Source organism: Xanthomonas sp. D-109 (assembly GCF_017746095.1).
GTDB classification, from domain to species: domain Bacteria; phylum Pseudomonadota; class Gammaproteobacteria; order Xanthomonadales; family Xanthomonadaceae; genus Xanthomonas_A; species Xanthomonas_A sacchari.
Genome location: NZ_JAGHWV010000001.1, coordinates 193,103 through 219,665, shown reverse-complemented (window position 1 = coordinate 219,665; position 26,563 = coordinate 193,103). Strand labels below are relative to the sequence as shown.

The 26,563-nt window shown below is 69.3% G+C and carries 17 protein-coding genes and 1 pseudogene; 3 read left to right on the top strand and 15 right to left on the bottom strand.

The features are described from left to right. Positions 1–231: 231 nt before the first annotated feature. The 7 genes from J7357_RS00830 to J7357_RS00800 all read right to left on the bottom strand — a co-directional run bounded on the left by J7357_RS00830 (position 232) and on the right by J7357_RS00800 (position 11,709). A complete protein-coding gene (locus J7357_RS00830) occupies positions 232–2,487 on the bottom strand; it encodes a methyl-accepting chemotaxis protein (protein ID WP_209244228.1) in 2,256 nt (751 codons plus the stop codon). Positions 2,488–3,278: 791 nt separating this feature from the next. Then, the gene (locus J7357_RS00825; RefSeq protein ID WP_209244227.1) at positions 3,279–5,537 is read right to left on the bottom strand and encodes a methyl-accepting chemotaxis protein; all 2,259 of its coding nucleotides are present in this window, start codon (positions 5,535–5,537) and stop codon (positions 3,279–3,281) included. A 461-nt stretch (positions 5,538–5,998) separates the two neighbouring features. Beyond that, the gene (locus tag J7357_RS00820; RefSeq protein WP_010344122.1) at positions 5,999–7,063 is read right to left on the bottom strand and encodes a polysaccharide lyase family 1 protein; all 1,065 of its coding nucleotides are present in this window, start codon (positions 7,061–7,063) and stop codon (positions 5,999–6,001) included. A 410-nt stretch (positions 7,064–7,473) separates the two neighbouring features. Beyond that, a complete protein-coding gene (locus tag J7357_RS00815; RefSeq protein WP_209244226.1) occupies positions 7,474–9,474 on the bottom strand; it encodes a M1 family metallopeptidase in 2,001 nt (666 codons plus the stop codon). 211 nt (positions 9,475–9,685) lie between these two features. Further along, positions 9,686–10,633 carry an aspartate carbamoyltransferase catalytic subunit gene (locus tag J7357_RS00810; RefSeq protein WP_048490393.1) on the bottom strand — a complete coding sequence of 316 codons (948 nt, stop codon included), beginning with the start codon at positions 10,631–10,633 and terminating at the stop codon, positions 9,686–9,688. A gap of 19 nt (positions 10,634–10,652) precedes the next feature. Next, the gene (gene ruvX / locus J7357_RS00805) at positions 10,653–11,135 is read right to left on the bottom strand and encodes a Holliday junction resolvase RuvX (RefSeq protein WP_209244865.1); all 483 of its coding nucleotides are present in this window, start codon (positions 11,133–11,135) and stop codon (positions 10,653–10,655) included. Positions 11,136–11,142: 7 nt separating this feature from the next. Beyond that, positions 11,143–11,709, bottom strand: coding sequence for a YqgE/AlgH family protein (locus J7357_RS00800; protein WP_010344126.1), 567 nt, complete (start codon positions 11,707–11,709; stop codon positions 11,143–11,145). Positions 11,710–11,814: 105 nt separating this feature from the next. Here J7357_RS00800 and J7357_RS00795 point away from each other — a divergent pair, with 105 nt between their 5' ends. The 3 genes from J7357_RS00795 (at position 11,815) to J7357_RS00785 (ending at position 15,156) form a co-directional block, all read left to right on the top strand. Next, entirely contained in the window at positions 11,815–13,608 is a 1,794-nt protein-coding gene (locus J7357_RS00795) for a DUF4153 domain-containing protein (protein WP_209244225.1), read from the top strand. Between the two features lie 14 nt (positions 13,609–13,622). Continuing rightward, a complete protein-coding gene (locus J7357_RS00790) occupies positions 13,623–14,162 on the top strand; it encodes a DNA-3-methyladenine glycosylase I (RefSeq protein WP_209244224.1) in 540 nt (179 codons plus the stop codon). 85 nt (positions 14,163–14,247) lie between these two features. Next, positions 14,248–15,156, top strand: coding sequence for a DUF72 domain-containing protein (locus J7357_RS00785; RefSeq protein WP_209244223.1), 909 nt, complete (start codon positions 14,248–14,250; stop codon positions 15,154–15,156). Positions 15,157–15,426: 270 nt separating this feature from the next. Here J7357_RS00785 and J7357_RS00780 read toward each other — a convergent pair whose 3' ends face one another. The 8 genes and pseudogenes from J7357_RS00780 to J7357_RS00745 all read right to left on the bottom strand — a co-directional run bounded on the left by J7357_RS00780 (position 15,427) and on the right by J7357_RS00745 (position 26,533). Next, complete coding sequence (locus tag J7357_RS00780) at positions 15,427–16,563, bottom strand: FAD-dependent oxidoreductase (RefSeq protein WP_244667171.1); 1,137 nt, start codon at positions 16,561–16,563, stop codon at positions 15,427–15,429. Further along, positions 16,556–18,667 carry a LodA/GoxA family CTQ-dependent oxidase gene (locus J7357_RS00775; protein WP_209244222.1) on the bottom strand — a complete coding sequence of 704 codons (2,112 nt, stop codon included), beginning with the start codon at positions 18,665–18,667 and terminating at the stop codon, positions 16,556–16,558. Before J7357_RS00775 ends, J7357_RS00780 begins: the two co-directional genes overlap by 8 nt. A 37-nt stretch (positions 18,668–18,704) precedes the next feature. Continuing rightward, positions 18,705–19,865 (bottom strand): hypothetical protein, encoded by a 1,161-nt coding sequence (locus J7357_RS00770; protein WP_209244221.1) that lies wholly within the window; start codon positions 19,863–19,865, stop codon positions 18,705–18,707. Positions 19,866–20,598: 733 nt separating this feature from the next. Next, positions 20,599–21,315 (bottom strand): YitT family protein, encoded by a 717-nt coding sequence (locus J7357_RS00765; RefSeq protein WP_209244220.1) that lies wholly within the window; start codon positions 21,313–21,315, stop codon positions 20,599–20,601. Between the two features lie 134 nt (positions 21,316–21,449). Continuing rightward, entirely contained in the window at positions 21,450–22,049 is a 600-nt protein-coding gene (locus J7357_RS00760) for an MFS transporter permease (RefSeq protein WP_209244219.1), read from the bottom strand. Between the two features lie 421 nt (positions 22,050–22,470). Further along, the gene (locus J7357_RS00755; RefSeq protein ID WP_209244218.1) at positions 22,471–23,970 is read right to left on the bottom strand and encodes a diguanylate cyclase; all 1,500 of its coding nucleotides are present in this window, start codon (positions 23,968–23,970) and stop codon (positions 22,471–22,473) included. Then, a complete protein-coding gene (locus tag J7357_RS00750; protein WP_209244217.1) occupies positions 23,967–25,247 on the bottom strand; it encodes a PQQ-binding-like beta-propeller repeat protein in 1,281 nt (426 codons plus the stop codon). The genes J7357_RS00755 and J7357_RS00750 overlap by 4 nt, the downstream gene beginning before the upstream one ends. A 155-nt stretch (positions 25,248–25,402) precedes the next feature. Next, positions 25,403–26,533: pseudogene (locus J7357_RS00745) on the bottom strand (PilT/PilU family type 4a pilus ATPase). Between the last annotated feature and the right edge of the window lie 30 nt (positions 26,534–26,563).

The window sequence follows — 26,563 nt, the reverse complement described above, 5'->3', positions numbered from 1 at the left end:
CCGCAGCGCCCGGCGAGGGCGATGTCCTCCGCATTCGCGCCGCTTCTTCTTACTGCAGAGGGCAATTCGCCAGCGGCAAGGCGAGGCGTCGCCTCGCACTTCGCACCGGCCTCCGCCTGCTCGCATCCAGCGGCCGAATCGCGCACATCGCGCAGCGACGCACAAACGCAAGCGGCCGCCTTCCCAGGAAGACGGCCGCACGCGCGATCCGGGACACCGGACCGCGTCGGCTCAGAACTCCTGCCAGTCCTTGTCCAGCGCCACCGCCGCGGCGAACGCCGGCGCGCGCCGTGCCGGTGCGGCCGCGGCCAGCGGGCGCGGGCTGCGGGTAGCTGTCGGCACGACAGTCCTGGCGCGTGGCTGCATCGGTGCCGGCGACGGCGCTGCAGCGGGCGCGCCCTCCAGCTTGAACAGCGCCACCGCCTGGGTCAGCTCCACCGACTGCTGCTCCATCGAACGCGCGGCCGCGGTGGCTTCTTCCACCAGCGCCGCATTCTGCTGCGTGCTTTCGTCCATCTGGGTGACGGTCTGGTTGACCTGCTCGATGCCGGCCGACTGCTCCTGCGAGGCCGCGGAGATCTCGCCCATGATGTCGGTGACGCGCTGCACCGAGGCCACGATCTCCTGCATGGTGCTGCCGGCGCGATCGACCAGCGCCGAGCCCTCAGCGACACGGGTCACCGAGTCGTCGATCAGACCCTTGATCTCCTTGGCGGCGTTGGCCGAACGCTGCGCCAGGGTCCGCACTTCGCTGGCGACCACGGCGAAGCCGCGGCCCTGTTCGCCGGCACGCGCCGCTTCCACCGCGGCATTGAGCGCCAGGATATTGGTCTGGAACGCGATGCCGTCGATCACGCCGATGATGTCGACGATCTTCTTCGAGGACGCCTCGATGCCGCTCATGGTCTCGACCACCTGGCCCACCACCACGCCGCCCTGCGAGGCCACCGAGGCCGCGCCGCTGGCGAGCTGGTTGGCCTGGCGCGCGTGTTCGGCGTTCTGCTTCACCGTGGAGGTCAGCTCTTCCATCGAGGCCGCGGTCTCCTCCAGGCTGGCGGCCTGCTGCTCGGTGCGGCGCGACAGATCGTCGTTGCCGGTGGCGATCTCGGTGGCGGCAGCATTGATGCTGACCGCGGCGGTCTGGATGCGGCCGACGATACCGGTCAACTGGTCGGCGGTGGCGTTGGCATCGTCGCGCATCCGCGCGAACACCCCGTGGAACTCGCCGTGCATGCGCGCGGTGAGATCGCCGGCGGCGATGGCCTGCAGCAGGGACGACAGCTTGCCCAGGTTGCGGTCGCTGACCTCCATCATCGCGTTGAGGTCCTGCACCATCAGCCGGAAGTCGTGCTGGAAGTGCGCGGCATCGCCGCGGGCGCTGAAGTCGCCGGCCGCGGCCGCGGCCGCCAGGCGCTTGATCTCGGTATTGATCGCCAGCAGGCTGGTCTTGGCCGCATCCATCGACTCGTGCAGCACCGCACGGCTGCCGGGCAGGCGACGCGCGTCGCGGCGCAGGTCGCCGTTGGCGTACTCGTTGAGGATCTCCACCGCCTCGACGATGGCATCCAGGTGCTCGAACATCATGGTGTTGATGCCCTTGCTCAGCTCGCCGTACACACCCGGGAAATCCTGTGGCATGCGGTGGCTGATGTCCTTGTCGGCATGCAGTTCGATCATCAACGCGGTTTCGCGGGAGAAGCGCTGCAACTGCGTCTGCATTCCGCCCATCGCCAGCAGCAGGCGGCCAGGTTCGTCACGCGCGTCGGTGGCCACGTCGTTGTCCAGGCGGCCGGCCGCGATGGCCTCGGCGGCACGGGTGGCACGATTCAACGGCACGGTCAGGCTGCGGGTGATCAGCCAGGCCAGCACGCTGCTGACCAGCACCACCGCCAGGCCGCCGGCGATGAGCATGGCACGCCCACGCGCCATCGCCGCCGTCGCGGCCGCATAGGCCTCGTTGCTGCGGGTGGCCTGCAGATCGGCGTAGCGGGCGATCGCATCCTGCCATTTCTGTGTCAGCGGCGCAGACTTCCCCATCAGCAGGGCCAGCGCCTCATCCGGCTTGTAGTGCATGCCCAGGTCGATGACGCGGTTGTTGACGTCCACGGTCACCGCGCGGGCGCGATCGACCTCCTCCAGCACGGCCTGGCTCTGCGCACCACTGGGAATGGCACCCGCCCGATTGCGTGCCGCCTGATAGCGCGCGCGCTGCTCGGTGATGACCTTGGCGAAGCGGATGTTGTCTTCCTGGGACGTCGGCAACACGATGTTGCGGACATTGATCGCCACGGCAGAGCTCGCGTTGAGCATCTCGCTGGAGGCACGGATCGCGGCGATATTGCGCTGGACGATGCCGTCCAGCCGCTCGCGCGCCTGGAACAGGGTGAACAGCCCGGCGACGACCAGCGCCGAAGACAGCAGGATGAGAAGGCCGAACGCGGTGGCGAGCCGGGCACCGACGTTGTAGCGCTGAAGGAATGCAATCATGGAATGGCCTGTTTGGGGGAATTTGAAAGGGGCGATCGGTTGCCCCGGACCGCGCACGCCGACCAGTCGCCGTTGTGCACGCCCGCATCGAATCAGGATGAAGAACCCGTGAAAAAGCGTTTCGAATCAAACGCTTGATGACGCATCCCGCTCAATGTGCGGGCGATGTAACGGCCCCCCGTGGCCGGACTTGAGAGGCGATTGCAAAGAATTTATTGAACACCCTCAGGCATATGACAGGGATGTGGAGGGCCCATGCGCGCAACGCGCGAAGCGGCAGTTTTGCGTGAAAGGCGTGTGCATTTCTTATTGCAACAAGCGGCGTGACGTTTGCGCGCAGCACACGCGCGCGGCGAACGGAAAATGGGGGGATCCGATGGCGCACACCCCCATCCGGATGCGCGGCACAGGCGAAGAATGCGATCGCGTTCGCATTGCCGCATCGGTCGGAGAAGGAGTTACGCGACGGCGCTAGGCGCATGCGCGACATGGAGGCACGTCGACGGTGAAGCGCGATGAATGCAGGGATGACGGCGACGCATGGAGGACGCATGGAGCAGGCTACGCGCGCACCTGCACAGGGAAGCAACGTGACAGCGATGCACGGCGCAAAGGCACGCGGTGGCGACGCCCTCCGGCCAGTCGCCCATCGACACGGGTGCGGTCGCTCGGCCGCCGCGCGCGGCGCCCGGATCGACCTGACACGACACCGGCGGCACCAGGGCCGCCGGCCTTCGACAGAGCGAGCGGCGCGCACTGCGCCGCCCGCCCGATGACACACCTCGTGCGGCTCAGAACTCCTGCCAGTCCTTGTCCAGCGCCATCGCCGCTGCCGGCTGCGCCGCACGTCGTGCGGGCAAGGCCTTCACGACTGCCGGACCGACGCTGCGCTTGCCTGCGGGCGCCGGAGCGGCGTGCTGACGCGGCGCCTGGACCACCGGCGTGGCCGCCGAGGCGTCCAGCTTGAACAGCGCCACTGCCTGGCTCAGCTCCACCGCCTGCTGCTCCATCGAGCGCGCCGCCGCACTGGCCTCTTCCACCAACGCGGCGTTCTGCTGGGTGCTCTCGTCCATCTGCGTCACGGTCTGGTTGACCTGCTCGATGCCGGCGGATTGCTCCTGCGAAGCCGCGGAAATCTCGCCCATGATGTCGGTGACGCGTTGCACCGAGCTCACGATCTCGGTCATGGTCTTGCCGGCCTGGTCGACCAGCGCCGAGCCCTCGGCGACACGGCTCACCGAGTCGTCGATCAGGCCCTTGATCTCCTTGGCGGCGCTGGCCGAGCGTTGCGCCAGGGTGCGCACCTCGCTGGCGACGACGGCGAAGCCGCGGCCCTGGTCGCCGGCGCGTGCCGCTTCCACCGCGGCATTCAAGGCCAGGATGTTGGTCTGGAAGGCGATGCCGTCGATGACGCTGATGATGTCGGCGATGCGCCGCGACGCATCCTCGATGCCGCTCATGGTGGTCACCACCTGGCCGACCACCGCCCCGCCCTGCGAGGCGACCGACGCCGCGCCCACCGCCAGTTGATTGGCCTGGCGGGCATGCTCGGCGTTCTGGCGCACGGTGGAGGTCAACTCCTCCATGGAGGCAGCGGTTTCTTCCAGGCTGGCGGCCTGCTGTTCGGTGCGGCGCGACAGGTCGTCGTTGCCGGCGGCGATCTCGGTGGCCGCGGCATTGATCGACACCGCCGAATGCTTGATGCGGCCGACGATGCCGGCCAGTTGTTCGGCGGTGGCGTTGGCGTCGTCGCGCATCTGCGCGAACACGCCGCGGAAGTCGCCGTGCATGCGCGCGGTCAGGTCGCCCGCGGCGATGGACTGCAGCAAGGCCGACAGCGCCTGCAGGTTGCCGTCGGCAGTGGCCATCAGCTGGTTCAGGCTCTCCACCATCACCCGGAAGTCGTACTGGAAGCGTTCGGCATCGCCGCGTGCGCTGAAATCGCCATCGGCGGCGGAGGTCGCCAGTTGCTTGATCTGCCCGTTCATCGCCGACAGGTTGGCCTTGACCTCGTCCATGGTCTGGCTCAGCACCGCTTCCTCGCCCGGCAGGCGGTCCATGTCCTGCGACAGGTCGCCGATCGCGTAGCGGCCCATGATCTGCGCCAGGCGCGTCTTCACCGCCAGGTGCGAGGCGACGAGCGCGTTGGTCTCGGCGGCCATGCGGCCGTAGTCGCCGGGGAAGGCCTGCGCTTCGATGCGATGGCTGACCTCGCCCGCGTCGTGGCGCTTGGCCATCTCCAGCTGCGCGCCGATCAGGTTGCTGACCTGCTGCTGCATGCCCTGCATCGCGACCAGCAGGCGCCCGGTCTCGTCGCGGGCGTCGGTGCGCACGTCGTTGTCCAGCTTGCCGCTGGCGATGGCCTCGGCAACGCGCGTGGCGCGGGTCAGCGGCACGGTCAGGCTGCGCGTGATCAGCCAGGCCAGCAGGCCGCTGGCCAGCACCACCAGGACGCCGCCGGTCACCAGCAGGCCGCGGCCGCGATCCATCGCCACGTTGGCGCTGGCGTAGGCCTCGGCGCCGCGCGTGCGCTGCCGGTTGGCATAGGTATTGATCGCCTCCTGCCACTGCTGGGTCGCCGGCCCGGCCTCCGCCATGAGTACTTTCAATGCCTCATCGGCCTTGTTGGCCATGCCCAGGTCCAGGACCTTCTGGTTGGCGAGGCGGGTCCGCTCGTAGGCGTCGTCGATGGCCTTGCGCATCTGCGCGCCGGTGGCGTCGCTGACCGGAATCGCGTAGAGCTTGTCGTGGATCTCGCTGTAGTAGCGGCGCTGCTGGTCGACGACCTTGGCGAACCGCTCGTTCTCTTCCTGCGTGGTCGGCAGCACGATGTTGCGCAGATTGACCGCTACCTGCGCGCTGGCGTTACGCATCTCGCCGGTGTAATCGAGGATCTGCATGCGCCGATTGACGATGGTGTCCATCATCTCGCGCGCCTGTTTCAACGTCAGCAAGCCGGCGACCACGAGCGCACAGGACAGCAGGATGAGGACGCCGAAGGCGGACGCGAGCCGCGTCCCGACGTTGTAGCGCTGAAGGAATCCGATCATGAGGGGCCACCAAGTAAGGAAAGGAGAGGAGCCCGCGCCACGACCGGGATCGCGCAGGACAGCGACAGGCCTGTGGCCCGACGCGATGCGACGGAGAGGAAGACAAAGCCACTTCCAGCCCCGACCGCATCGGCAGATGTCACCTGCGGGCACTCGTTTCAGGTAACGGCGGCGGCGCGCCATTCTTGATGCGCAACCAAGCACACTCTTCAGGACTTCCTCAGCATCGTGACCATGGCGTGCACGATGCTGCGCGCGCACGGCGAAAGCCGCTAATCGCGTCAAACCCATGTGAAACAACGATAAATTTGGCACCTTCAGGTGCAAGCGCGCCACAGCCACGCACCAATTTGGGGATTTCGATTCGAAGCATAAGATGCTGCAAACGGCACAAATGCGACGTTTTCATGACGCGTCCGGCGACGGCCTCCGCTCGCTGCGGCAAGCGGAGGCGGTGTTTTTCACTCGGCCAGGTTGGTGCCGGCACCGGCGGTAGCGATGACCTTGGCCTTGACCTGCGCGGCGGGAATCGCCGTGTACAGATAGCCCAGCGGCTCCGGATAGGTCTTGGACGAAATCCAGGTGGTGGCGTTGGCGTAGGGCTTGCTGGTGCTCTCCGGCACGGTCCAGGTGATGCCGCTGCCGACGTAGTTGTTGATCAGGTCCCAGTAGCCGATCTCGCTGCTGTCGCGCGAGGTGACCGGGTTCTTGATGTTCTCGAAGTAGTTGGCCTCGATCAGCGCCACGCCGCCCATGCGCACGTTGATGCCGGAGGTGAAGACGTTGTTGAAGTAGTTGTTGTAGATGTGGCTCAAGCCGCGCCGCTGCAGCGGCAGGCGCGATTCCACGTTCTCGAAGCGGTTGTGGTGGTAGGTGGTACGCGCGGCGGCGTTCTGGGTGTCGCTGTCGCTGTAGCCGTTGAGCGCGACCTTCTGGTAGTCGTGGATGTAGTTGTAGGACACGGTGACGTGGTTGACGCCCTTCTTCATGTCGATGCCGCCGTCGAAGGAGGCGTCGCCTGCGCCGGCGCACTTGGTCAGCGAGGCGAAGATGGTGTTGTGGTCCACCCAGATGTTGGACGGCTGGCCGCTGGAATTGCCTTCCAGCGCAATCGAATCGGCATCCTCGCCGCCCGGCAGCAGGCCGATGGTCATGTTGCGGATGATGACGTTGTGCGCGTTGCCGACCACACGCACACCGAAGTTGGCCGACGAGCCATTCGCGCCCTTGATGGTGATGTCGCGCTTGTTCTTGATCTGCACGGTCTTGGCCGGCAGCTTCCATTGCGTGCACACGTCGGTGATGCTGGCGAAGTTGAAGCTGCCGGTGTAGTTGAGCACCAGGCCGCCGGAGCCGGCATAGTTGTCGATCGCCGCCTGCATCGCCTCCATCGTGGCGACGTTGACCGGGATGGCACTGCCGCCGCCGGTGGTGTTGGCCCCATAACCGACCGGGCCGGCGAAGGCCGGAGCGGCGCACAAGGCCAGAGCGAGCGCCAATGCGCCCTTGCGGAACTGCTGCTGCATGATGTCTCTCCCATCTGTCGCGATGAGTGCAGGCCGCATGGCAGTGCGCGCATGCGCCGGCACGGGGGCGTGGGGGCCGGCGCATTCTTGGAATGCGCGCGGCGGCCCACGCAATCGCCGCGACGCCGAACTGGAATCCCACACTCCGTTCGCCGCACAGGACAGGACAAGCGGACACGCACGGTCCGCAGGAGACAGACAGCGACAGGCGGAGACAGGCCGTCCGCACCCGCGCCACGGTGGGCGCCGGCCGCCGGCAACGACGGCGAACGCACGCGCATCGCACGCAACGCCAACGCCACCGGCGCGCCGCACAGGGACAAGCGTGCGCCGATGGCCGGCGGCCGCGAATGTTGCGGCCGCAGCACGTTTGCGCGGGCGTGGCGGTGCTGCAGCCCGCCGCGCGCGGCTCAGCTCACCGTGTCGAGGCGGTTGTCGCTGCGGTCGGCGTCGGGCAGCACGTGGTCCGGATCCAGGGTCACGTGCAGCACCTTCTGCGTGCTGGGCACGCGGATCTGCGGTTGGGTCTGCTGCATCCAGGTCTCCACCGGCACGCGCTGGTCGAGGTGGCTGCCGTCGGCGAAGTCGATGCGCAGGGTCGCCGGCATCACCAGCTTCTGGCGGCTGCGCAGGGTCACCAGCAGGCCCTTGGCCGGGTCGTGGTCGACGTAGGCCGCCGCGCGCACGCCCATGTCCAGCTGCCAGTTGTTGAAGTACCAGCCGCGCCACCACCAGCTCAGGTCCTCGCCCGATTCGCTCTCCATCAACCGGAAGAAGTCCGACGGCGTCGGGTGCTTGTAGGCCCAGGTGGCGATGTACTTGCGGAACGCCGGATCGAAGCGCGCCGGCCCGAGGATCTGTTCGCGCAGCAGCACCAGGCCCAGCGCGCCCTTGAAGTAGGTCAGCGGATGCCGGTAGGTCTCGCTGGTGGCATCGGCGCGATCGAGCAGGGTCGGCGCTTTCGCGTCGGCCAGCAGCGGCAGGATCTCGTCCACCGGGTTGCCGCCGCCGGGCGCATATTCGCCATCGCGCTTGGGCGCGAATTCGCCATGGTTGATCGCGTCGGAGGCGTAGACGTCGATGAAGGTGTTGAAGCCTTCGTCCATGAACGCATGCCGGCGCTCGTTGGAGCCGACGATCATCGGGAACCAGCCGTGGCCCAGTTCGTGCGCGGTGATCCAGAACAGTTGCTTGCCGCCGTCCTCCATGTCGTCGAAGACGATGCCCGGGTACTCCATGCCGGCGCCGTGGCCGCCCAGGTTCACCGCCGCCGGCCACGGGTACGGATACCACTGCGAGAAGTGCTCGATCGAGGCCTTCACGAACTCGGTGGAGCGGCCCCACTTGTCGCTGCCGACCGCGCTGCGCGGATACACCGACATCGCCAGCGCATGCTTGCCCGCGGGCAGGTTGATCCGCGCCGCATCCCAGACGAAGGCCGGCGAGGCGGCGAACGCGACGTCACGGGTGTGGTCCATGTGGAAGCGCCAGGTCTGGGTGCCGCTGGCGCTGGGCCGGCTGGCCGGCGTGCCCACTTCATCGGTGCCGCGGATGGTCACGGTGCTGTCGCTGGCGGCCGCCTGCGCCAGACGCTGGCGCTGGGTGGCGGTGAGCACCTGCGCCGGGTTCACCAGTTCGCCGGACCCGGCGACCAGGTAGTCCCACGGCACCGTCACCGCGTAGTCGAAATCGCCGTACTCCAGGTAGAACTCCGCGCCCAGGTAGGGCTGGGTGTCCCAGCCGCGCAGGTCGTCGTACACGGCCATGCGCGGATACCACTGCGCGATCTCGTAGATGTCGCCATCGGCGGTGGGCGTGACCGCGGTGCGGCCGCCCCAGGTGCCGGGCACGGTATAGGCGTAGTCGATGTGCAGCTTCAGCGCCTTGCCGCTGGCCAGCGGCTGCGGCAGGTCCACGCGCATGCGCGTGTCGTCGATCAGGAAGGTGGCCGGCACGCGCTTGCCGCCCTGCTCCAGTTCGACCTTGGCGATGCGGTAGCCGTCGGTGCTCTGCGGTGCAGGCCGGTCGGCGCGCGCGGCGCGCAGGGTGCGGGCACGGGCATCGGCGCGGTACAGGTTCTGGTCCAGCTGCAGCCACAACACGTCCAGCGTGTCCGGGCTGCGGTTGCTGTAGGTGATGGTCTCCTGGCCGCGCAGCGTGTGCGTGGCCGGTTCCAGGGTGGCGTGCAGGTCGTAGTCGGCGCGGTTCTGCCAGTACTGCGGGCCGGGCACGCCGCCGCCGCTGCGGTAGGCATTGGCCGGCTGCGGCAACTGCAGCGGTGCGAACAGCGCCTGCGGATCGTAGGTGCCGGCGCCATCCGCGGCGGCGGCAGTGGCGGCATCGGCCTGGGCGGCGGCGACAAGGGAAACACAGGCCGCGGCGAACGCAGCGCGGCGCAGGACAAGGATCATGGTGGCGTCCGTGGGGAGGATCGCCGCCGATGGTAGGCCGAATCGCGGTGGCGCGAATGTGCCGATCGCCACCTTCGGCAGCGGATGCCTGGCAGGACGGGGTAGGAGCGGCACTTGTCCCCTTTTCGGGGATCAGCCGCGACAGGCTTTACCGGGAATGCCTGTCGCGGCTGGAGCCGCTCCTACGACGGCAGGGTGACGCTCGCCACGCTCAGCCCAGCAGCGTCTCCAGCACCGCCATGCGCACCGCCACGCCGTTGGCGACCTGGCGCAGGATGCACGACTGCGCGCCGTCGGCGACCTCGTCGGTGATCTCCACGCCGCGGTTGATCGGGCCCGGATGCAGCACCACCGCGTCCTTCGACGCGCGGCGCAGCCGCTCGGCGGTGAGGCCGTACTGGCCGTGGTAGTCCTCCAGCGAGGACACCAGGCCTTCCTCCATGCGTTCGCGCTGCAGGCGCAGCATCATCACCGCGTCCACGCCGTCGAGCATGGCGTCGAAGTCCTCGCCGACCACGCAGCCGTCGAGGGTGCCGTCGTCGGGCAGCAGCGCGCGCGGGCCGCAGACGCGCACTTCGCCGGCACCGAGGGTGCGCAGCGCGTGCAGGTCCGAGCGCGCGACCCGCGAGTGCTTGACGTCGCCGACGATGACCAGCTTGAGCTTGGAGAAATCGCCGCCCTTGGCGTGGCGCAGGGTCAGCATGTCGAGCAGGCCCTGGGTCGGATGCGCGCTGCGGCCATCGCCGGCGTTGATCAGCGCGGTGCCCTCGCCCGCCGCCTCGGCCAGGCGCTCCACCGCGCCGTCCTCGGGGTGGCGCACGACGAAGCCGCGCACGCCCATCGCTTCCAGGTTCTTCAGCGTGTCGCGCGCGGTCTCGCCCTTGCGCGTGGACGAGGTGGAGGCGTCGAAGTTCAGCACGTCGGCGCCGAGCCGCTGCGCGGCCAGGTGGAACGAGCTGCGGGTGCGCGTGGACGGTTCGAAGAACAGCGTGCACACCGCGGTGCCGGCCAGCACGCTGCGCTTGCCGACCCGGCCCACCGCCGCGTCGCGGATCTGCCCGGCGCGGTCCAGCAGTTGCAGCAGGGTCGCGCGCGGCAGGCCTTCGAGGGTCAGCAGGTGGCGCAGGCGCCCGTTCGAATCGAGTTGCGGATCAGTCATGGCGAGTCCGGGCAGGGGATCAGGAAAGGGGAGTGGCGTCGTCGGGCGCGGCCAACCAGCGCTCCACGATCACCGCGGCGGCCACCGCGTCCAGCGCGGCGGCATCGCGGCGGCGCTTGCGGCCGGCGGCGCGGTCCACCGCGAAGCGTTGCGCGGCCTCGACCGAACTGGAACGCTCGTCGACCAGCACCACCGGCAGGCGGTAGCGCGTGCCGAGTTCGCGGGCGAAGGCATGCGCGCGCTTGCGGTTGGGCTGGTCGGCGCCGTCGAGGGTGAGCGGATCGCCGACCACCAGGCCGTGCGGCCGCCATTCGGCGTGCAGGCGGTCCAGCGCCGGCCAGTCCGGCCCCTGCGCGTGCACGTCGATCACCGCCAGCGCGCGCGCGCCGGTGCCGAACGGGCTGCCGACCGCCACGCCGATGCGGCGGTGGCCGACGTCGAAGCCGAGCACGGTGCCGTCGCGGCGGATCGTCGCGGGCGCCGGCGCACCAGCCTCAGGCAGGCCGGACTCAGGCATGCCCGCTGTAGTCGGTGAGGCGGAACAGGTCCACGCCGATGCGCCCGGCCGCGGTCTGCCAGCGCCGCTCCAGCGGCAGCTCGAACAGCAGTTCGGCATCGGCCGGTGCGGTCAGCCAGCTGTTCTCGCCCAGTTCGTACTCCAGTTGGCCGGCGCCCCAGCCGGCGCAGCCCAGCGCGACCACCGCGTTGCGCGGGCCTTCGCCGCGCGCCATCGCCTCGAGCACGTCGCGCGAGGTGGTCAGGTACAGGCCGTCGGCGAACGCCAGGCTGGAATCCCAGCCGTGCGCGCCGTCGTGGATGACGAAGCCGCGCTCCGGATGCACCGGGCCGCCGCTGAGCACCACCTGCTCGCGCAGCGTGGCGTCGATGGTCTCGATGCCCATCTGCTCCAGCACTTCGCCCAGGGTGTATTCGGAGGCGCGGTTGACCACCACGCCCATCGCGCCGTTTTCGTCGTGCTGACAGATCAGCGCCACGCTGCGGGCGAAGTTGGGATCGGACAGCGCCGGCAGCGCGATCAGCAGTTGGTTGGCCAGAGGCGTGGGCAAAGCGGACATGGCCCCATTCTATCGTCCCTCCCGCGTGCGCGCTGCCCGGGCGGCGGCGGGCTGCCATAATCCGGCCGACCGCGGCCGCGACCGGTCGCCCAGGAGCACGCACGCATGGACACGCCCCCCGACCTGCCACGCCAGACCCGCGCCTTCATCGTGCTGGTGGCCCTGCTGCAGGGCGCGCTGCTGTACCTGGCGCAGCGCGGCGCCGAGCGCGGCCTGTGGCCGTTCGGCTCCCTCGGCGGACAGGTGTGCTGGTACACCCTGGTACTGACCGTGCCGACCATGACCCTGCTGTCGGTGCGGCACCTGGGCGCGCTGCGCCTGTGGCAGCACACCATCGCAGTGGCGGTGCTGGTGGCGGCCCTCTCCGCCTGGGCGGTGTGGAACGCCACCGGCGCGCCTGGCCTGCGCCCCGGCGAGGTGCTGGGCCCGTTCGGCGCGACCCTGGCGCTGGCGATGTTCGTGCTGCTGCCGTGGCTGCAGTGCCGGCTGCAGCACGGGCGCTGGCAGGCGCCGTACCGCGACCTGTTCGAGCACGCCTGGCAGAACGCGCTGACCCTGGCGCTGGCGCTGCTGTTCGTGGGGATCTGCTGGCTGGTGCTGTGGCTGTGGGGCGCGCTGTTCGCGCTGGTCAAGCTGACCCTGTTCCGCGACCTGTTCCGGCAGACCGCCTTCGTCTACCTGGCCACCGGCACCATGTTCGGCCTGGGCATCCTGATCGGCCGCACCCAGCAGCGCGCGGTGCAGGTGATGCGGCAGATCCTGTTCGCGATCTGCACCGGGCTGCTGCCGCTGCTGGCGTTCGTGGCGGTGCTGTTCGCGCTGAGCCTGCCGTTCACCGGCCTGCAGCCGCTGTGGGAAACGCGTGCGGCGGCCAGCATCCTGGCCGCCGTGGTGGTCACGCTGGTGGTGTTCGTCAATGCGGTGTACCAGGACGGCACCGCCGACGCGCCCTACCCGGCCTGGCTGCAACGGGTGATCGACGCTGGACTGCTGAGCCTGCCGCTGTACGCAGGGCTGGCGCTGTACGCGCTGTGGCTGCGCATCGCGCAGTACGGCTGGAGTACCGAGCGCTTTGCCGGCGTGCTGGTCGCGGTGGTCGCCTGCGGCTACGCATGCGGTTACGCCTGGGCGGTGCTGCGCCCGGGCGCGCGCTGGCTGCAGTCGCTGGCGCCGGTGAACCGGGTGTTGTCGTGGGTGGTGATCGGCCTGGCGCTGGCGACCAGTTCGCCGCTGCTGGACCCCTACCGCCTGGTCGTCGGCGACCAACTGCAGCGCCTGGCCGATGGCCGCACCAGCGCCGCGCAACTGGATCTGGCCTACCTGCGCTTCGACAGCGGCCGCCGTGGCTACCGCGCGGTGCAGGCGCTGCGCGAGGTGCCGGCGTTCGCCGACGATCCGGTGCAGCGCGAGCGCCTGCAGCGGATGCTGCAGCGCCAGAAGCGCTGGGGCGACGAGGACGACGAAACGCCGCGCAGCGACGATCCGCTGCAGGTGCGCCAGCGCATCGTGTTGGCCGCCGGCAGCGCCGATCCCGACGCCGCGTGGTGGCAGGCGCTGCTGGCCGGACGCATCGAGGACGCCAACTGTCGGCGCGGGCACGCGCACTGCGTGGCGCTGCGCCGCGACCTGGACGGCGATGGCCACGACGAGGTGCTGCTGTGCAATGCCAGCGTCGGCTATGGCGTCGAATGCCGCATCCACACCGACCCGGGCAGCGGCTGGCGCGACGTGGCGCGGACGCATTTCTTCCCGCGTCGTGGCGACAACGCCGAGGCGCTGTACCAGGCACTGCGCGACGGCAAGCTGCAGGTGCTGCCGCGGCGCTGGCCCGACCTGCAACTGCCCGGCACCCAGCGGACCGAGCTGTACCCCGCCGACCCCAACGACCAGATCGACTGACGGACACCCGCCGCATGAGCAGCTATTGCGATATCGCCCCTGGCCATCCGGTGCACGGCCACTACCACGACCACGAGTATGGCGTCCCGCAACGCGCCGAAGCCGACCTGTTCGAGCGGCTGGTGCTGGAGATCAATCAGGCCGGGCTGAGCTGGGAGCTGATGTTGAAGAAGCGCGCCGGTTTCCGCGCCGCCTACGCCGGCTTCGACGTGGACACGGTGGCGGCCTTCGGCGAGGCCGACGTGCTGCGCCTGCTCGGCGATGCCGGCATCATCCGCAACCGGCTCAAGGTGCAGGCAGCGATCCACAACGCGCAGGTGATCCAGGGGCTGCGGGTCAGCCACGGCAGCTTCGCCGCGTGGCTGGACGCGCAGCATCCGCGCAGCAAGGCCGAGTGGATCAAGCTGTTCAAGCGCACTTTCCGCTTCACCGGCGGCGAGATCACCGGCGAGTTCCTGATGAGCCTGGGCTACCTGCCCGGCGCGCACCGCGAAGACTGCCCGGCGTTCGCGCGCATCGCGCAACTGGACCCGCCGTGGATGCGCGCCGGCTGAGGCCGCCGGCACGCGAGAACCGGCACGACGCTGCCTTGGCGCAGCCTGCACGAGCGCTGCACGACAGCGACGGCATGGTCGGCGCATGGCCTTGTGCATCGGCATTTCCGGCTGGCGCTACCCGCGCTGGCGTGGCGTCTTCTACCCGTCCGAGCTGACCCAGCGGCGGGAGCTGGAATATGCTGCGCGATGCTTCCGCTCGGTGGAACTCAACGGCTCGTTCTATTCGCTGCAGACCCCGAAGAGCTACGCCGCCTGGCACGACGCCACGCCGCGCGGCTTCGTGTTCGCGGTCAAGGGGCCGCGCTTCGTCACCCACCTGAAGCGGCTGCGCGACTGCGAGCAGCCGCTGGCCAATTTCTTCGCCTCCGGCCTGCTCGCATTGGGCCCGAAACTGGGTCCGCTGCTGTGGCAACTGCCGCCGTCGCTGGCCTTCGATCACGACCTGCTGGACGCGTTCCTTTCGCTGCTGCCGCGCACCAGCGAGGCCGCCCTGGCGCTGGCGCGCAAACGCGACACTGCGCGCATGCGCGAGCGCAGCGTGCTGCGGATCGACCGCAACCGGCGCCTGCGCCATGCGCTGGAAGTGCGCCACCCCAGCTTCGCCACGCCGGAGGCGGTGGCCTTGCTTCGGAAACATCGGGTGGCGCTGGTGCAGGCCGATACCGCCGGCAAGTGGCCGTACCTGGAAGACGTGACCGCCGATTTCCTGTACCTGCGCCTGCACGGCGATGCGCAGCTCTACGCCAGCGGCTACGACGACAAGGCGCTCGACGCCTGGGCCAGGCGCATCGACGCCTGGCACCGCGGCGGCGAGCCGGCCGATGCGCAGCGCGTCGGCCCGCCTGCGCCGACGCGGGCGCGGCGCGACGTGTACTGCTATTTCGACAACGACATGAAGGTGCACGCGCCGTTCGACGCGCGGCGCCTGGCGCAACGGCTGGGCGTGCCGACGCCGTGTCCGGCGCGCGGCGACGGCAACAGCGACGATTGAGCGGCCCGCTGTGCCGGGACTGAGCGTCACACCACGGCGCTGTCCCACCGCTATCGCGTAGGAGCGGCTCTTGTCCCCTGTTTGGGATCAGCCGCGACGCGGCGTTACCGGCCATGCCCGTCGCGGCTGAGCCGCTCCTGCGCACTGCCTTTCGTCGTGATGAAAGGATCGCTGGCGTCACGCCTACGCGTGCCTGCCTCTCCCATCGTGCTCAAAGACGCGCTGCCGACGCACCGGGCAAGCCAGGCGCCTTGCTCCAGCGCCGCCGCATCACCCCGCCAGCCGCGCCTGCCAGAACGGCGCCTGCGCCCAGCGCCGCTCGCGCGCGTACAAGGCCCCGCGTTCGTGCAGGTAGGCGCGGAAACGCGCGAACACGCCGTCCTGGTAAGCCGCCAGCGGTGCCGGGCCAGCACCTTGCAGATGCGCCGCCAGCGCGTGCGCGGCCGCCTCGCCGTCCTGCAAGGCCTTGACGATGCCGTGGGCGGTCAGCGGATCGTAGGCGCTGGCCGCGTCGCCCACTGCCAGCCAGTCCTCACCCACCACGCGGCTGAGAATCGCCGACGGCCCCAGCGCCGCGATCAGGCCATCGGCCTCGGGCGCGCGCGCCGCGCCCTGCAAAAACCACTGCGCGACGTGCCGGGTCTGCTGCGCCGCCGCCAGCCACACGTCGCGGTCCAGGAAGTGCCGTTGCCGGCGCGGCTCCATCGCCAGGGCCAGCATCAGGCGCTGGTCCGGCAACTTCGCCGCATACCACCAGCCGTCGGCGCAGGCCTCCAGCAAGGCCTGCGACGGAATCGCCTCGGCCTGCTCCAGCGCGAACACGCCAGCGACGAAGGCCAGGCAGTCCACCTCGTTGCGGGCAACGCCCAGCCGCCGCACAGCTGCGGCGGCGATGCCGCTGGCATCCACCAGGAACCCGGCGCGCAGCCGGCGCACGTCGCCCTGCTCGCCGTGCAGCTCCAGCACGTGATCGCCATCGGCGGCGCGGCCGACCGCGCCCAGGCGCAGGCCGCGCAGCAGCGTGCCGCCCTGCGCCGGCACCGCCGCGGCCAGCATCGCGTCGAAGGCGGCGCGGTCCACGTGCCAGCCCTTGCCCTGGCCGGCGACGATGAAATCGTTGTAGCCCAGCTCCGGCCGGCCCCAACTGGCGCAACTGCCGGCCGAGGCCAGCGGCCGCTGCGCGAGGAACGCCTCCCACACGCCCAGCCGCTGCAGCGCCGCGCTGGCGGTCGGCGCCAGCGCCTCGCCCAGCCGCCAGCCCGCGGCGCGGCCCATGTCCACCACCACCACGTCCTCGACCCCGCGCGCGGCCAGCGCCAGCGCGGTGGCGCAGCCGGCGGCGCCGCCGCCGACGATCACCACGGCGTGGCGAGCGTCGTCGGCGACCGCGTCAACCGGACTAAGCAAGCCCTTCGGCCTCGGTATTGGGGCACTTCGGCTTCGCCGCGGACGTGAAGGCGGGTACGTCCGCCATCGGCCAGGGCGCCACGAATTCCTTGCCCGGGTCAAACCCGCTCGCCACTTCCAGGAACATATCCGGCGGATAGTCGGGCATGCCGTTCGGTGCGGCGATCTGGTTGCCGCTGATCAGGAAGCCGACCTTGGCCCAGTTGGCGACGAAATCCTCGTAGCACTGGAAACGCCCGGCCTGCGCCGGATAGTCGCTGTCGGTGCCGGCGCCGCGCACCGAGTAGACCTGTGGCCCCAGGTACCAGGTGTCGTCGTCCGGATCGACCTGGCACAGCGCCGCCGGGTACACGGCGAACGGCCGCTCCGCCGGCCACGACCAGAACAGGGTGTTGTTCGGATTGACCGTCTGCTGCCCCGGATTGGGATCGGGCAGATGGGTGGCACAGGAGTTGTAGTCGGTGTGCCAGGGCACCGACATGAACTTGGACAGATCGCCCGGCTCCACCGGATGCGTTTGCAGTGGCACATAGCCGAAGCTCAGGAACGCGCTGTCCTTGCTCGCCTTGCTGTAGTCCAGCGGCGCCTGGTTGATGCGGAACGGGCCGCAATCCTTGGCCTGCCAGTCCTGCACGTAGAGATTGACGTCGCGGATCGGGAACGACACCTCGATGCCCGGGCTGTAGCGGCCGCCCAGGCAGTTCTGCAGGGTGACCCGGTCCAGCGCTTCGCCAGGGCCCAGCGTCGACGCGCCCATCTGCACGTAGTTGTTGCCGTGCCACTGGCTCAGCAGGAAATACTGGGTGGAACTGACGCTGAGGAAGCTCTTCTGCGCATCGCCCAGCGACAGCGGCATCATCGGCGAGCCGGTCTCGGTGTCCGCGGCGGAAGCCGGATCGCGGATCAGCGTCTTCAGGTTGGGAATCTTGGCGCTCGGATCGTCGGTCGGCAGGATCTGCCCGATCGTGTCGTGGCCCTTGACCGCCCCCGACGGCAGGTTGGTGTTCCAGCGCTGCAGCATCGCCGCGTGGAAGATCGGCTGGATGTCGTCGCTGAAGGACGGCTGATAGGTCGGCAGGAACCCGCCGTTGGCGTACAGCGACGGCACCAGGCCCAGTGTACGTACCCACACGTCGTAGACGTCGTCCCAGGTGGAGACCACGTTGCGGGTCTGCGGCGCATAGCCCGGGTCGCCGGTGACGTACCAGGCGCCCTGCACGCTGGCGGTGGTGCCGTCGTTGAAGATCAGCACGGCATTGACCGGGCCGTCGGCGGCATCGTCGTACCAGAGGCCGTTTTCGGTCGCGTCCTCCAGCGGCGGATAGCTGCCCTTGGCCCCGATCACCGCCGAGGTCCGGGCGAAGCCGCCGGCCACGATCAGCGCGCCGTTGGCCTCCACGCGCATGTCGCCCAACGAATCGAGCTTGCCGAGCGGTTCGTGCAGCGTATGGAACATCGAGGGGAAGCTGACCGGATAGGCCGGCTGCTGCTGGATCGTGCCCCCGGCATCTGCGTAGCTGGCGGTGGTGGTCATGTCGAAGGCGACCACGCTGCTGCCCGCGGCGGCGGCGCTGAGCGCGCGCGGACCCGCATCGATCACCAACTGCCGCAACCGTGTCGGATCGTTGGGATCGCTGGGATTTGCGGCATCGGGATAGTTCGGGTTGCGCAGTTCCAGCAGCCCGGGCGACTCGTAGGCGCCGATACCACGGAACTGGCCGCCCTGGCTTACCGTCGAATAGTTGTTGAGCTTCTTGTTGGCCAGATGCACGGTCCAGACGATGTCCTTGACCGTCTTGCCGTCGATCGTGCTGCCCACGTCCACACGCACGCCGCCGCCGTTGGGATAGGTGCCGGAACTACCGCTGGGGTAGGCGTAGATGTGGAAGCGCGCGGCCTGGCGCTTGACGTTGCCGTCGGCGTCGCGGAACTGCGCGGCGGTGATCGGCGTGGATTCGGTCTCCGGCTGCACCGGTAGTCCGCCGAACAGGCCGTCGGCATCGCGGGTACCGGCCGCGGTGACCGGCGCGAGATAGAACTCCTGGCTGTCGCCGACGCGGCCGATGCCGATCGCCGGATGCACGCGAAACACGTTGCTGGTCATGATGACTTGCTCCTGATCCGGGTGAGAGGGACGCGCCTCAGCGCGGCGTGGCCGGCCGCGCCGCCGGCGGTGCCTTCTGCGGCACCTGCGCCTGGAAGTAGTCGTTGATCACCACGTGGCTGATGTTGACGTTCAGCCCCGGCAACGACTGTGCGCGCGGATCGGGCGAGATCACCTGGGTGGTGTTGTGGCAGGCGAAACAGTTGTTCTGCGTGCTTTGCACCTGGGTGAAGGTCTCGATGGTGGAGTTGGACAGCTTGATCGAGCCGGTGAGCAGCGGCGGCGCACCATCGGGTGTCGGCGTGGGAATGCATTCCAGAGCCGAACCCGGTTGGAACGTGCAGTTGGGCGCCAGCGCATCCTCGGCGACGAACCAGATCGCGCCGACCTCGAAGTAGTTCTTCCACACGTCGTTCAACTGGCCCTGCACCGACGCGTTGATCGACTGGATGTTGGCGATGTTGCAGTCCTGACCGCTCGGACACGGCTTCTGCCCGCCAAACGGCACCATGCGGCACACCTGCGTGACCGGGCTCAGGGTCTGCGTCTGCACGTTCAAGGTCAGCGCACCGGCACCGGCCGCGTTGACGTTGCATTGCTTCATCGGCGTACCTGCCTGGTAGAACGTCCAGTCCTTTGCGGAAACGACGTCGTTGGGCAGCATCTCCTCCGCCGGCTTCGGCAGGTCCGGCGCGTTGTCCTGGTGCTCGAACGTGGCCCAGATCATCTCCGGATGGCCGTTGACCGTGCCGCCGATGTGGAAACCGACCAGCGCCACGGTCTGGATTTCGGTATCGCTGGTGGCGACGATCTTGCCCTTGCGCATGGCCAGCTTGGCGATCGTGGCCTGCCGGGTATAGAACGTGGACACGTCCTCGCCCGGCTGCACCACCTTCCATGCCGCCTTCAGGGTCATGCTGCCGACCGGGAAGGGCGTCTTCGGATCGAAGGCACGCAACGCCTTGGGATCCTGCAGGTGATTGCTGGCCATGAACTGGCCGAACACGTCGTTGGAATGGATCGAGTAATAGACCGCGCGCCCATGCCGATCCACCAGCACGCCATCCGGGCCTGCCTGGTCGATCAGTTCCACCGTGCGCGCCTGCTGCGAGCGACCGATCAGCGGATCGAGCACGCCGTCGGCGACGCCACCGATGCCGTCGCTGGGCATGGTCAGGAAACGCGGCTGCCCGCCCACGTCCTGGGTCAGCCACAGGAAGGCGTTCCACGACCACTGATGGAAAGCGCAGTTGCTGCTGGACTGGAAGCCCGCAGAATCCGGTGCCGGCGTCTGCGCATGTGGGAACCATGATGGCGCTGGCGCCGTAGGTGGCGCGCACGCCGCTGCGCTCGGCGCCGGACCTGGCGCGGGCCCCGGCGTGGGCGTACCGACACCGCTGCCGGGCTTCGGGCCCGACCCGGGATTCACGGCAGAGCATGCCGCGACCACCACACAGACCAATGCCGCGAATCCCATCGCACGTTTCATCGCACTGTCCTCGTTCCGTGGAAAAGCTGTAGGCGCCGGCATCCGCCGCAGTGCGCCGGACAGGCAGCACCGCGCCGCCGCGCAGGCGCGGCGTCGAACATCGTGGTCATGTCGTGCAGGTGGATCGCGCTCCCCCGCGATCGCATACGCCGTCTGTGCGCACTCACCCTTTCTGCAAAGTCAGCATGCGCTGCGTCACACTCGGGCGGCAAGACCATTCCGTAGACACCGCGGAGATTCCGTAGACAGTTGCCGTGCAGCGCGGTGGCTGTCGCGCGCAGCAAGGCGCGACAGTGCGCCGTTGGCCTGCAGCCGGTGCATGGATGTCATGCGTGACCAGATGCGGTGCGTGCAGACCGCGAGACGTTCGCGCATCCGCGAGGAACACCTGCGTGCGGCGATGCGCACATCGCCGATCGCGCGACGGCGACCGGCCGTGGACTCACACGCCCATGTAGCGGCCAGCGCGATGGTTGAACATGAGCACCAGGCTCAGCACCACTGCGCCGATCGCCGAGTACAGCACCTGTTGCGGCGCCAGCAGCCAGAACGCCACCGCCATCAGCGCCGCGTCGAAGCTCATCTGCACCTTGCCCGCGCTCCAGCCGCGGCTGCGCTGCAGGTAGACCGCGAGGATGCCGACGCCGCCCAGGCTGGCGCGGTGGCGGATGAAGAACAGGATGCCGAGCCCGACCAGCGCACCGCCGACCAGCGCCGAGAACAGCGGCGTCATCCTCGCCCACTGCGCCCAGCGCGGCAGCAGATCGGTGAGCAGGCCGCAGGCGGCAACCGCGACGAAGGTCTTGAGGGTGAATTCCCAGCCCATGCGCCGCACCGCCAGCCAATAGAACGGCAGGTTGACCAGCACGAACATCAGGCCGAAGTTCCAGCCCAGCGCGTAGTGCAGCAGGAAGGCTACGCCGGCCATGCCGCCGATCATCAGGCCGCCATGGGCGAACACCGCCAGCCCCAGCGAGGCCACCAGGGTCGCCAGCAGCATGCCCTGCACGTCCTCGGCCACGCTGTGGCGCAGCGCGCGAGCATCCTGCACGGTGCCGGCCGAATCCGGCGGCGGCGTCAGCGGTCCGGCGGTGACGACGGTGCCGTCGTCGGGCAATGGGTCCAGGTCCGGACGCAGATCGGAATCGGGAAGGCTCACGGGAGGGGCACAGCGTGGGGGGCGGTATTAGACACCAGCCAGGAGGTGGTTGCACATGAAACTTTGATGGCGACCTGCATGCGTGCAGAGGAATGGACAAACGCGCAGCCAGCCCCCGCCGGCGCACCGCCGTCCTATCGAGCCGGCAAGTCGACCTCAATGTGATGCGGCGACCCCACGATCGCCATCACCATTCCAACCACCACCAGCAACGCCACCGGCCCGGCGATGGCCAGCCACGTCCACGTCCAGGCGTTGAACCGCTCCGCCGCGCTGCGCGGCAGCCCACGCGCCTGCTTGAACCGCGCCAGGCGCTGGTTGACCAGCAGGACCGGCGTCCACGTCAGCAGCGTCAACAGCGACAACGCGGAGGGCCACGCGCCCAGCAGGCTCAGGCAGACATAGGCCAGCGCCGGCCCGAGCCAGCCGACCAGCGCGCCGCGCTGCGCGCCGACGGTGCGTTCAAGCCCGCGAAAGCAGGCGAACACCCAGATCAACGAGAACACCGAGCGCCACACCGGGGAGATGCGCCGGCGCCCGGACAGCAGGCGCAAGGCGCGCCAGTTGCGGTAGAACCAGTACAGCGCATACCAGCCGAAGCTGGTCGCGCACAGCAACGCCAGCTTGGCCGTCGAGGGCGCGAACAGCATGGACAAGGGGTCGGCGGTTGCCGCAGCGCTCTCGGTGTCGGGCAGCGTGGCAACGGGAGCGGCGTAGGGGTTGTCTGTTTGCATGAGTGGCATTCTGGCTCACCGTACCCTCATCCGCCCCTGCGGGGCACCTTCTCCCGGCGGGAGAAGGAACGGCTAAAGCCCCTCTCCCGGTGGGGCGACAGGGTGCGGCTTGCGCGTCACTGACGCGCGCACCCTGGAGCGCCCGCGCCGCAAGCGCGGGCCGGGGCGCGGAGCGGGGGTTGGGGTGAGGGTGCGGCGCGAACGCGTCCCGCCGAACCAAACCACGAGGCTCCGCCCGTACCCTCATCCGCCCCTTCGGGGCACCTTCTCCCGAGGGGAGAAGGAACGGCTAAAGCCCCTCTCCCACCGGGAGAGGGGTTGGGGTGAGGGTACGGCGCGAACGCGGCCCGCCGAAACAAGAACACGAGGCTCCGCACCACCCCTCATTCGCCCCTGCCGGGGCACCTTCTAAGCGGAACCCTCAGCGCACCGCCACGGTGCGGCGCTGCCGCTTGTCCGCGTACATCTCCGCATCCGCGCGTGCGAGCAGTTCCTCCAGCGCTTCCGCATCCAGATCCCGCAGGCTGCACAGGGCCAGGCCGAAGCTGGCCGACAGTCCGGTCGCGAAGCCGTCGTCGTCGCCGGGTTTGGCCAGCGCCCCGCGCAGCGCGTCGATCAGCGCGTACGCCCGCTCCGGCGTGGTCAGCGGCAGGTACAGCGCGAATTCGTCGCCCCCACGGCGCCCCAGCAACTGGCCCGGCCGCAGGCAGCGCCGGCAGCGCTTGACGAAGGCGCGCAAGGCGGCATCGCCGGCGGCGTGTCCGAACTGGTCGTTGATCGCCTTGAGGTTGTCCATGTCGGCGACGATCACCGCCAGCGGACGCGGGTCCTGCGCGGCCACTTGCAAATCGTTGAGCACCTGCTCCAGGAATCCGGTCCGCGACAGCGCCCCGGTCACCGGATCGCGTACCAGCGCATGGCGCAACCGCGTGTTGTCGGCGTAGAGCCCCGGGACCGCCAGCCCGAAGTAGCTGTTCGCCGCCAGGCTGATCATGGCGAACTGCAGCGCCAGCGCCTGCGCCTCGAGCCGCAGCAAGGGCGTGGCCAGGGCGATCAGCAGGCTGAAGGCGGCGATCGCCACCAGCGCCTGCAGCATCCCGTGGGTATGCACGATCCACAACTGGATGACCACCACCACGAACAGCGCGAACACCACCGCCGGCTGCCGCGGCAACGCAGCCGCCAGCCCCATCACCGCCAGGGTGACGCCGAGCAGCAGCGCCAGCTTGACCAGATAGCCGGACACGCTGCCGGTGGGCGCGATCATCCCCGAGAAGCGCGGGATGCCCGGCTGCGGCACGATCCGCAGCGCCTCGGCCAGGCGCAGCACCGCCACGATCGCCAGCGGGCCGAGCGCCAGCAGGCCGGCGTAGTCGCCGATCGCCCAGGGGATCGACTGGGCAAGCAGGGTCGGCAGATCGATGGCGCCGGTGACGGCCAGCCCGGCCCCGCCCAGGCAGGCGGACAGCAGCGCCGCCACGCCGCCGCCCAGGATGAAGGAGGTGACCACGCGCGGCAGGCTGGTCGAGGACACGCCACGGCCGACGCGGCGCAGCAGCCAGGCCAGCCCACCCCAGATGCAGAACTGTTGCGCGGTGAACAGCAGCGCATAGGCCAGCACCGCACGATCGGGGACGGCCGCGTGGTCGCTCGCGCGATAGAAACTGAGCAGCGTGGCCAGCACGCAGGCCATGGCGATCGCCGGCGCGCCGCGCCAGCCCAGCACCATGAACGTGGCCAGCGTCACCGCGACCGGCGGGAACCACAGGCTGGTGTGCGGCTGATAACCCAGCACCCGCGCCAGGTCGAAGACCGCCAGCCACGCCACCACCAGCACCGCCGACAGCAGCACCAGCGCGCCAGGGCGGCGCGGCGCCGCGGCGCGCGTGCGAAACGGCGCCTCGGCGTCCCTGCCTGTCATCCATCCGACTCCGCGCGGCCACGGCCGATGGCCGAACCGGGGCCGACGAAGGCGGTGACCGTGCTGTCGTCGCTGCCGCCCACCACCACCGTGGCACCGCTGTTCAGACGGATCGGCCAGCTCATGTTGTCCGTGCCATAGGACCATTGCTGCGTGCCGTCGTTCGCGTTCCAGAGGGTGAACGCGCCGGGCGTGCCGTCGGGATGGCCATCGGCCAGCCCCAGCCACCGTCCGTCCGGGTCGAACGCCAGGTCGTTGGGCGAGTGCGCGCTGTGCGCGGTCCACTGCAGCGTCGCGGCGGTGCCGGCATCGGCGTACACGGCAACGACGCCACCGCCGCTGAGATTGCCGGCGATCGCGACCTTGTCGCCGGCACGATCGCAGGCCACCCCGTAGATGGTCGTGGCGCCTTCGGGCACCGTCTGGGTCCAGGCCGGCGCAGGGGTTTTCTGGAACGCCGCCACGTCGAACGCGTACAGCGTGCCGTCGCTGGCACCGGCATAGGCCCGGCGCCCATCGCCCGACAGCGCCGCGGCATGCACGCGGGCCTGCTTGGGCAACTGCCAGCGCGTCAGCGTCCCCGGTTGTCCCGCCGCGATCGGGAACAGGATGATCTCGCCCTGCGCGCTGGCCACCAGCCCGACCGTGCCATCGGCGGCGATGCCGGTGGCGATGACGCTGTCGGCGCTGTCGCCGGTGCCCCCGGCGGTCAGCGCGATGCACGCGGGCGTGGCGGAGAATGCTGCATCGCCCTCGCGGTAGAACAGATAGCCCTGCTCGGCGCCGGCCAGCAAGGTCCGCCCGCCCGCGTCCATCGCCACCATGTTGCCGCGGACGGGGAGCGCAAAGGACAGCAGCTCGTCGCCGCCGGGAACCGCCCAGGCACCGACGAAGCCCGCATACGGCGACTGGCTCTTCCAGCCGCAGCTGGCCATGGTGCCACCGTCCGCCGCAACGTCGACCCAGTACACGCCCTGCCAGCCGTCGAACTCCTTCGTCAGCAGACGGTTGCCGGCGCGATCCCAGGCATAGGTGCCGAAGCATCCCTGCTGGTTGCCGCCCACGTCGCTGCGCGTGGCCGCAGGCGCGATACGCTCGAAGATCTTGCGTTGCTCGACCGGCACTGCCTCCAGCCCGGGAATCTGCGACAAGCCGCCGTACTGGTGGAAAAAGGTGCCGGCGACGATGACATTGCCATCGTCGGACACCGCCACCGAGTTGATGTAGTAGCCGGCATGCGGCTGGGTCGACCAGAGCAGTTCAGGCACGTCGTTCATCGCGGCTTTCTCCCTTCGGCTGAAGCGTCCGTCCTCCATCGACGGAAAGCAGACGCTGGACTGAAACACGACACCCGTGACCGACGCCGAGCGTGCCGCCGCGACGTGGGGCCCTCAACCGCCCCGGGCGCCGACGCGCGCGCCTGCCGGACGGCTCAGCGCACCTCGGCGATCTCGACCCCGTCCAGGCCCTGCGCCAGGGTGCGTGCGTCGCCGCCCTGGGCCAGCTTGATGCGCAGGCGCACCTCGTTCTGCGAATCGGCGTGGCGCAGTGCATCCTCGTAGCTGATCTCGCCGGCCTGGTACAGCTCGAACAGGCTCTGGTCGAAGGTCTTCATGCCCAGATTGGTGGACTCCTTCATCACGTCCTTGAGCTTGTGGATCTCGCCCTCGCGGATGTAGTCCTGCACCAGCGGCGTGCCGAGCATGATCTCCATGGCCACGCGGCGGCCCTTGCCGTCCGGGGTCGGGATCAGCTGCTGCGCGACCACGCCGCGCAGGTTCAGCGACAGATCCATCAGCAACTGGCTGCGGCGGTCTTCGGGGAAGAAGTTGATCACGCGGTCCATCGCCTGGTTGGCGTTGTTGGCGTGCAGGGTGCACAGCACCAGGTGGCCGGTCTCGGCGAAGGAGATGGCGTGGTCCATGCCCTCGCGGGTGCGCACCTCGCCGATCATGATCACGTCCGGCGCCTGACGCAGGGTGTTCTTCAGCGCGTTCTCCTAGCTGTCGGTGTCGATGCCGACCTCGCGCTGGGTGATGATGCAGCCCTCGTGCTTGTGCACGAACTCGATCGGGTCCTCGATGGTGATGATGTGCCCGGTGGAGTTCTGGTTGCGGTAGCCGATCATCGCCGCCAGCGAGGTCGACTTGCCGGTGCCGGTGGCGCCGACGAAGATGATGATGCCGCGCTTGGTCATCGCCAGGGTCTTGATCACCGGCGGCAGGTTCAGCTCGTCCACGCTGGGAATGCGCGTCTCGATCCGGCGCAGCACCATGCCGACCTGGTTGCGCTGGTAGAAGCAACTGACACGGAAGCGCCCGACCCCGGCCACGCCGATGGCGAAGTTGCACTCGTGGGTCTTCTCGAACTCCTCGCGCTGCGACGGCGTCATCACGTTCAGCACCAGGTCGCGGCTCTGCTGCGGCGTCAGCGGCGTCTGCGTGATCGGGGTGATCTTGCCGTGCACCTTGATCGCCGGCGGCATGCCCGAGGTGATGAACAGGTCCGACGCCTTCTGGTGCGCCATCAGTTTCAGGAAGGAGGTGAAGTCGATGGTGCTCATGGTCGGCTCCTTCGGAGCTGAGAATCGGGA

Excerpts from the sequence above, each read along its gene's own strand:
- J7357_RS00830 (WP_209244228.1), bottom strand. The coding sequence starts at position 2,487 with ATGATTGCATTCCTTCAGCGCTACAACGTCGGTGCCCGGCTCGCCACC.
- J7357_RS00825 (WP_209244227.1), bottom strand. The coding sequence starts at position 5,537 with ATGATCGGATTCCTTCAGCGCTACAACGTCGGGACGCGGCTCGCGTCC.
- J7357_RS00820 (WP_010344122.1), bottom strand. The coding sequence starts at position 7,063 with ATGCAGCAGCAGTTCCGCAAGGGCGCATTGGCGCTCGCTCTGGCCTTG.
- J7357_RS00815 (WP_209244226.1), bottom strand. The coding sequence starts at position 9,474 with ATGATCCTTGTCCTGCGCCGCGCTGCGTTCGCCGCGGCCTGTGTTTCC.
- J7357_RS00810 (WP_048490393.1), bottom strand. The coding sequence starts at position 10,633 with ATGACTGATCCGCAACTCGATTCGAACGGGCGCCTGCGCCACCTGCTG.
- J7357_RS00800 (WP_010344126.1), bottom strand. The coding sequence starts at position 11,709 with ATGTCCGCTTTGCCCACGCCTCTGGCCAACCAACTGCTGATCGCGCTG.
- J7357_RS00795 (WP_209244225.1), top strand. The coding sequence starts at position 11,815 with ATGGACACGCCCCCCGACCTGCCACGCCAGACCCGCGCCTTCATCGTG.
- J7357_RS00790 (WP_209244224.1), top strand. The coding sequence starts at position 13,623 with ATGAGCAGCTATTGCGATATCGCCCCTGGCCATCCGGTGCACGGCCAC.
- J7357_RS00785 (WP_209244223.1), top strand. The coding sequence starts at position 14,248 with ATGGCCTTGTGCATCGGCATTTCCGGCTGGCGCTACCCGCGCTGGCGT.
- J7357_RS00775 (WP_209244222.1), bottom strand. The coding sequence starts at position 18,667 with ATGACCAGCAACGTGTTTCGCGTGCATCCGGCGATCGGCATCGGCCGC.
- J7357_RS00760 (WP_209244219.1), bottom strand. The coding sequence starts at position 22,049 with ATGCAAACAGACAACCCCTACGCCGCTCCCGTTGCCACGCTGCCCGAC.
- J7357_RS00755 (WP_209244218.1), bottom strand. The coding sequence starts at position 23,970 with ATGACAGGCAGGGACGCCGAGGCGCCGTTTCGCACGCGCGCCGCGGCG.
- J7357_RS00750 (WP_209244217.1), bottom strand. The coding sequence starts at position 25,247 with ATGAACGACGTGCCTGAACTGCTCTGGTCGACCCAGCCGCATGCCGGC.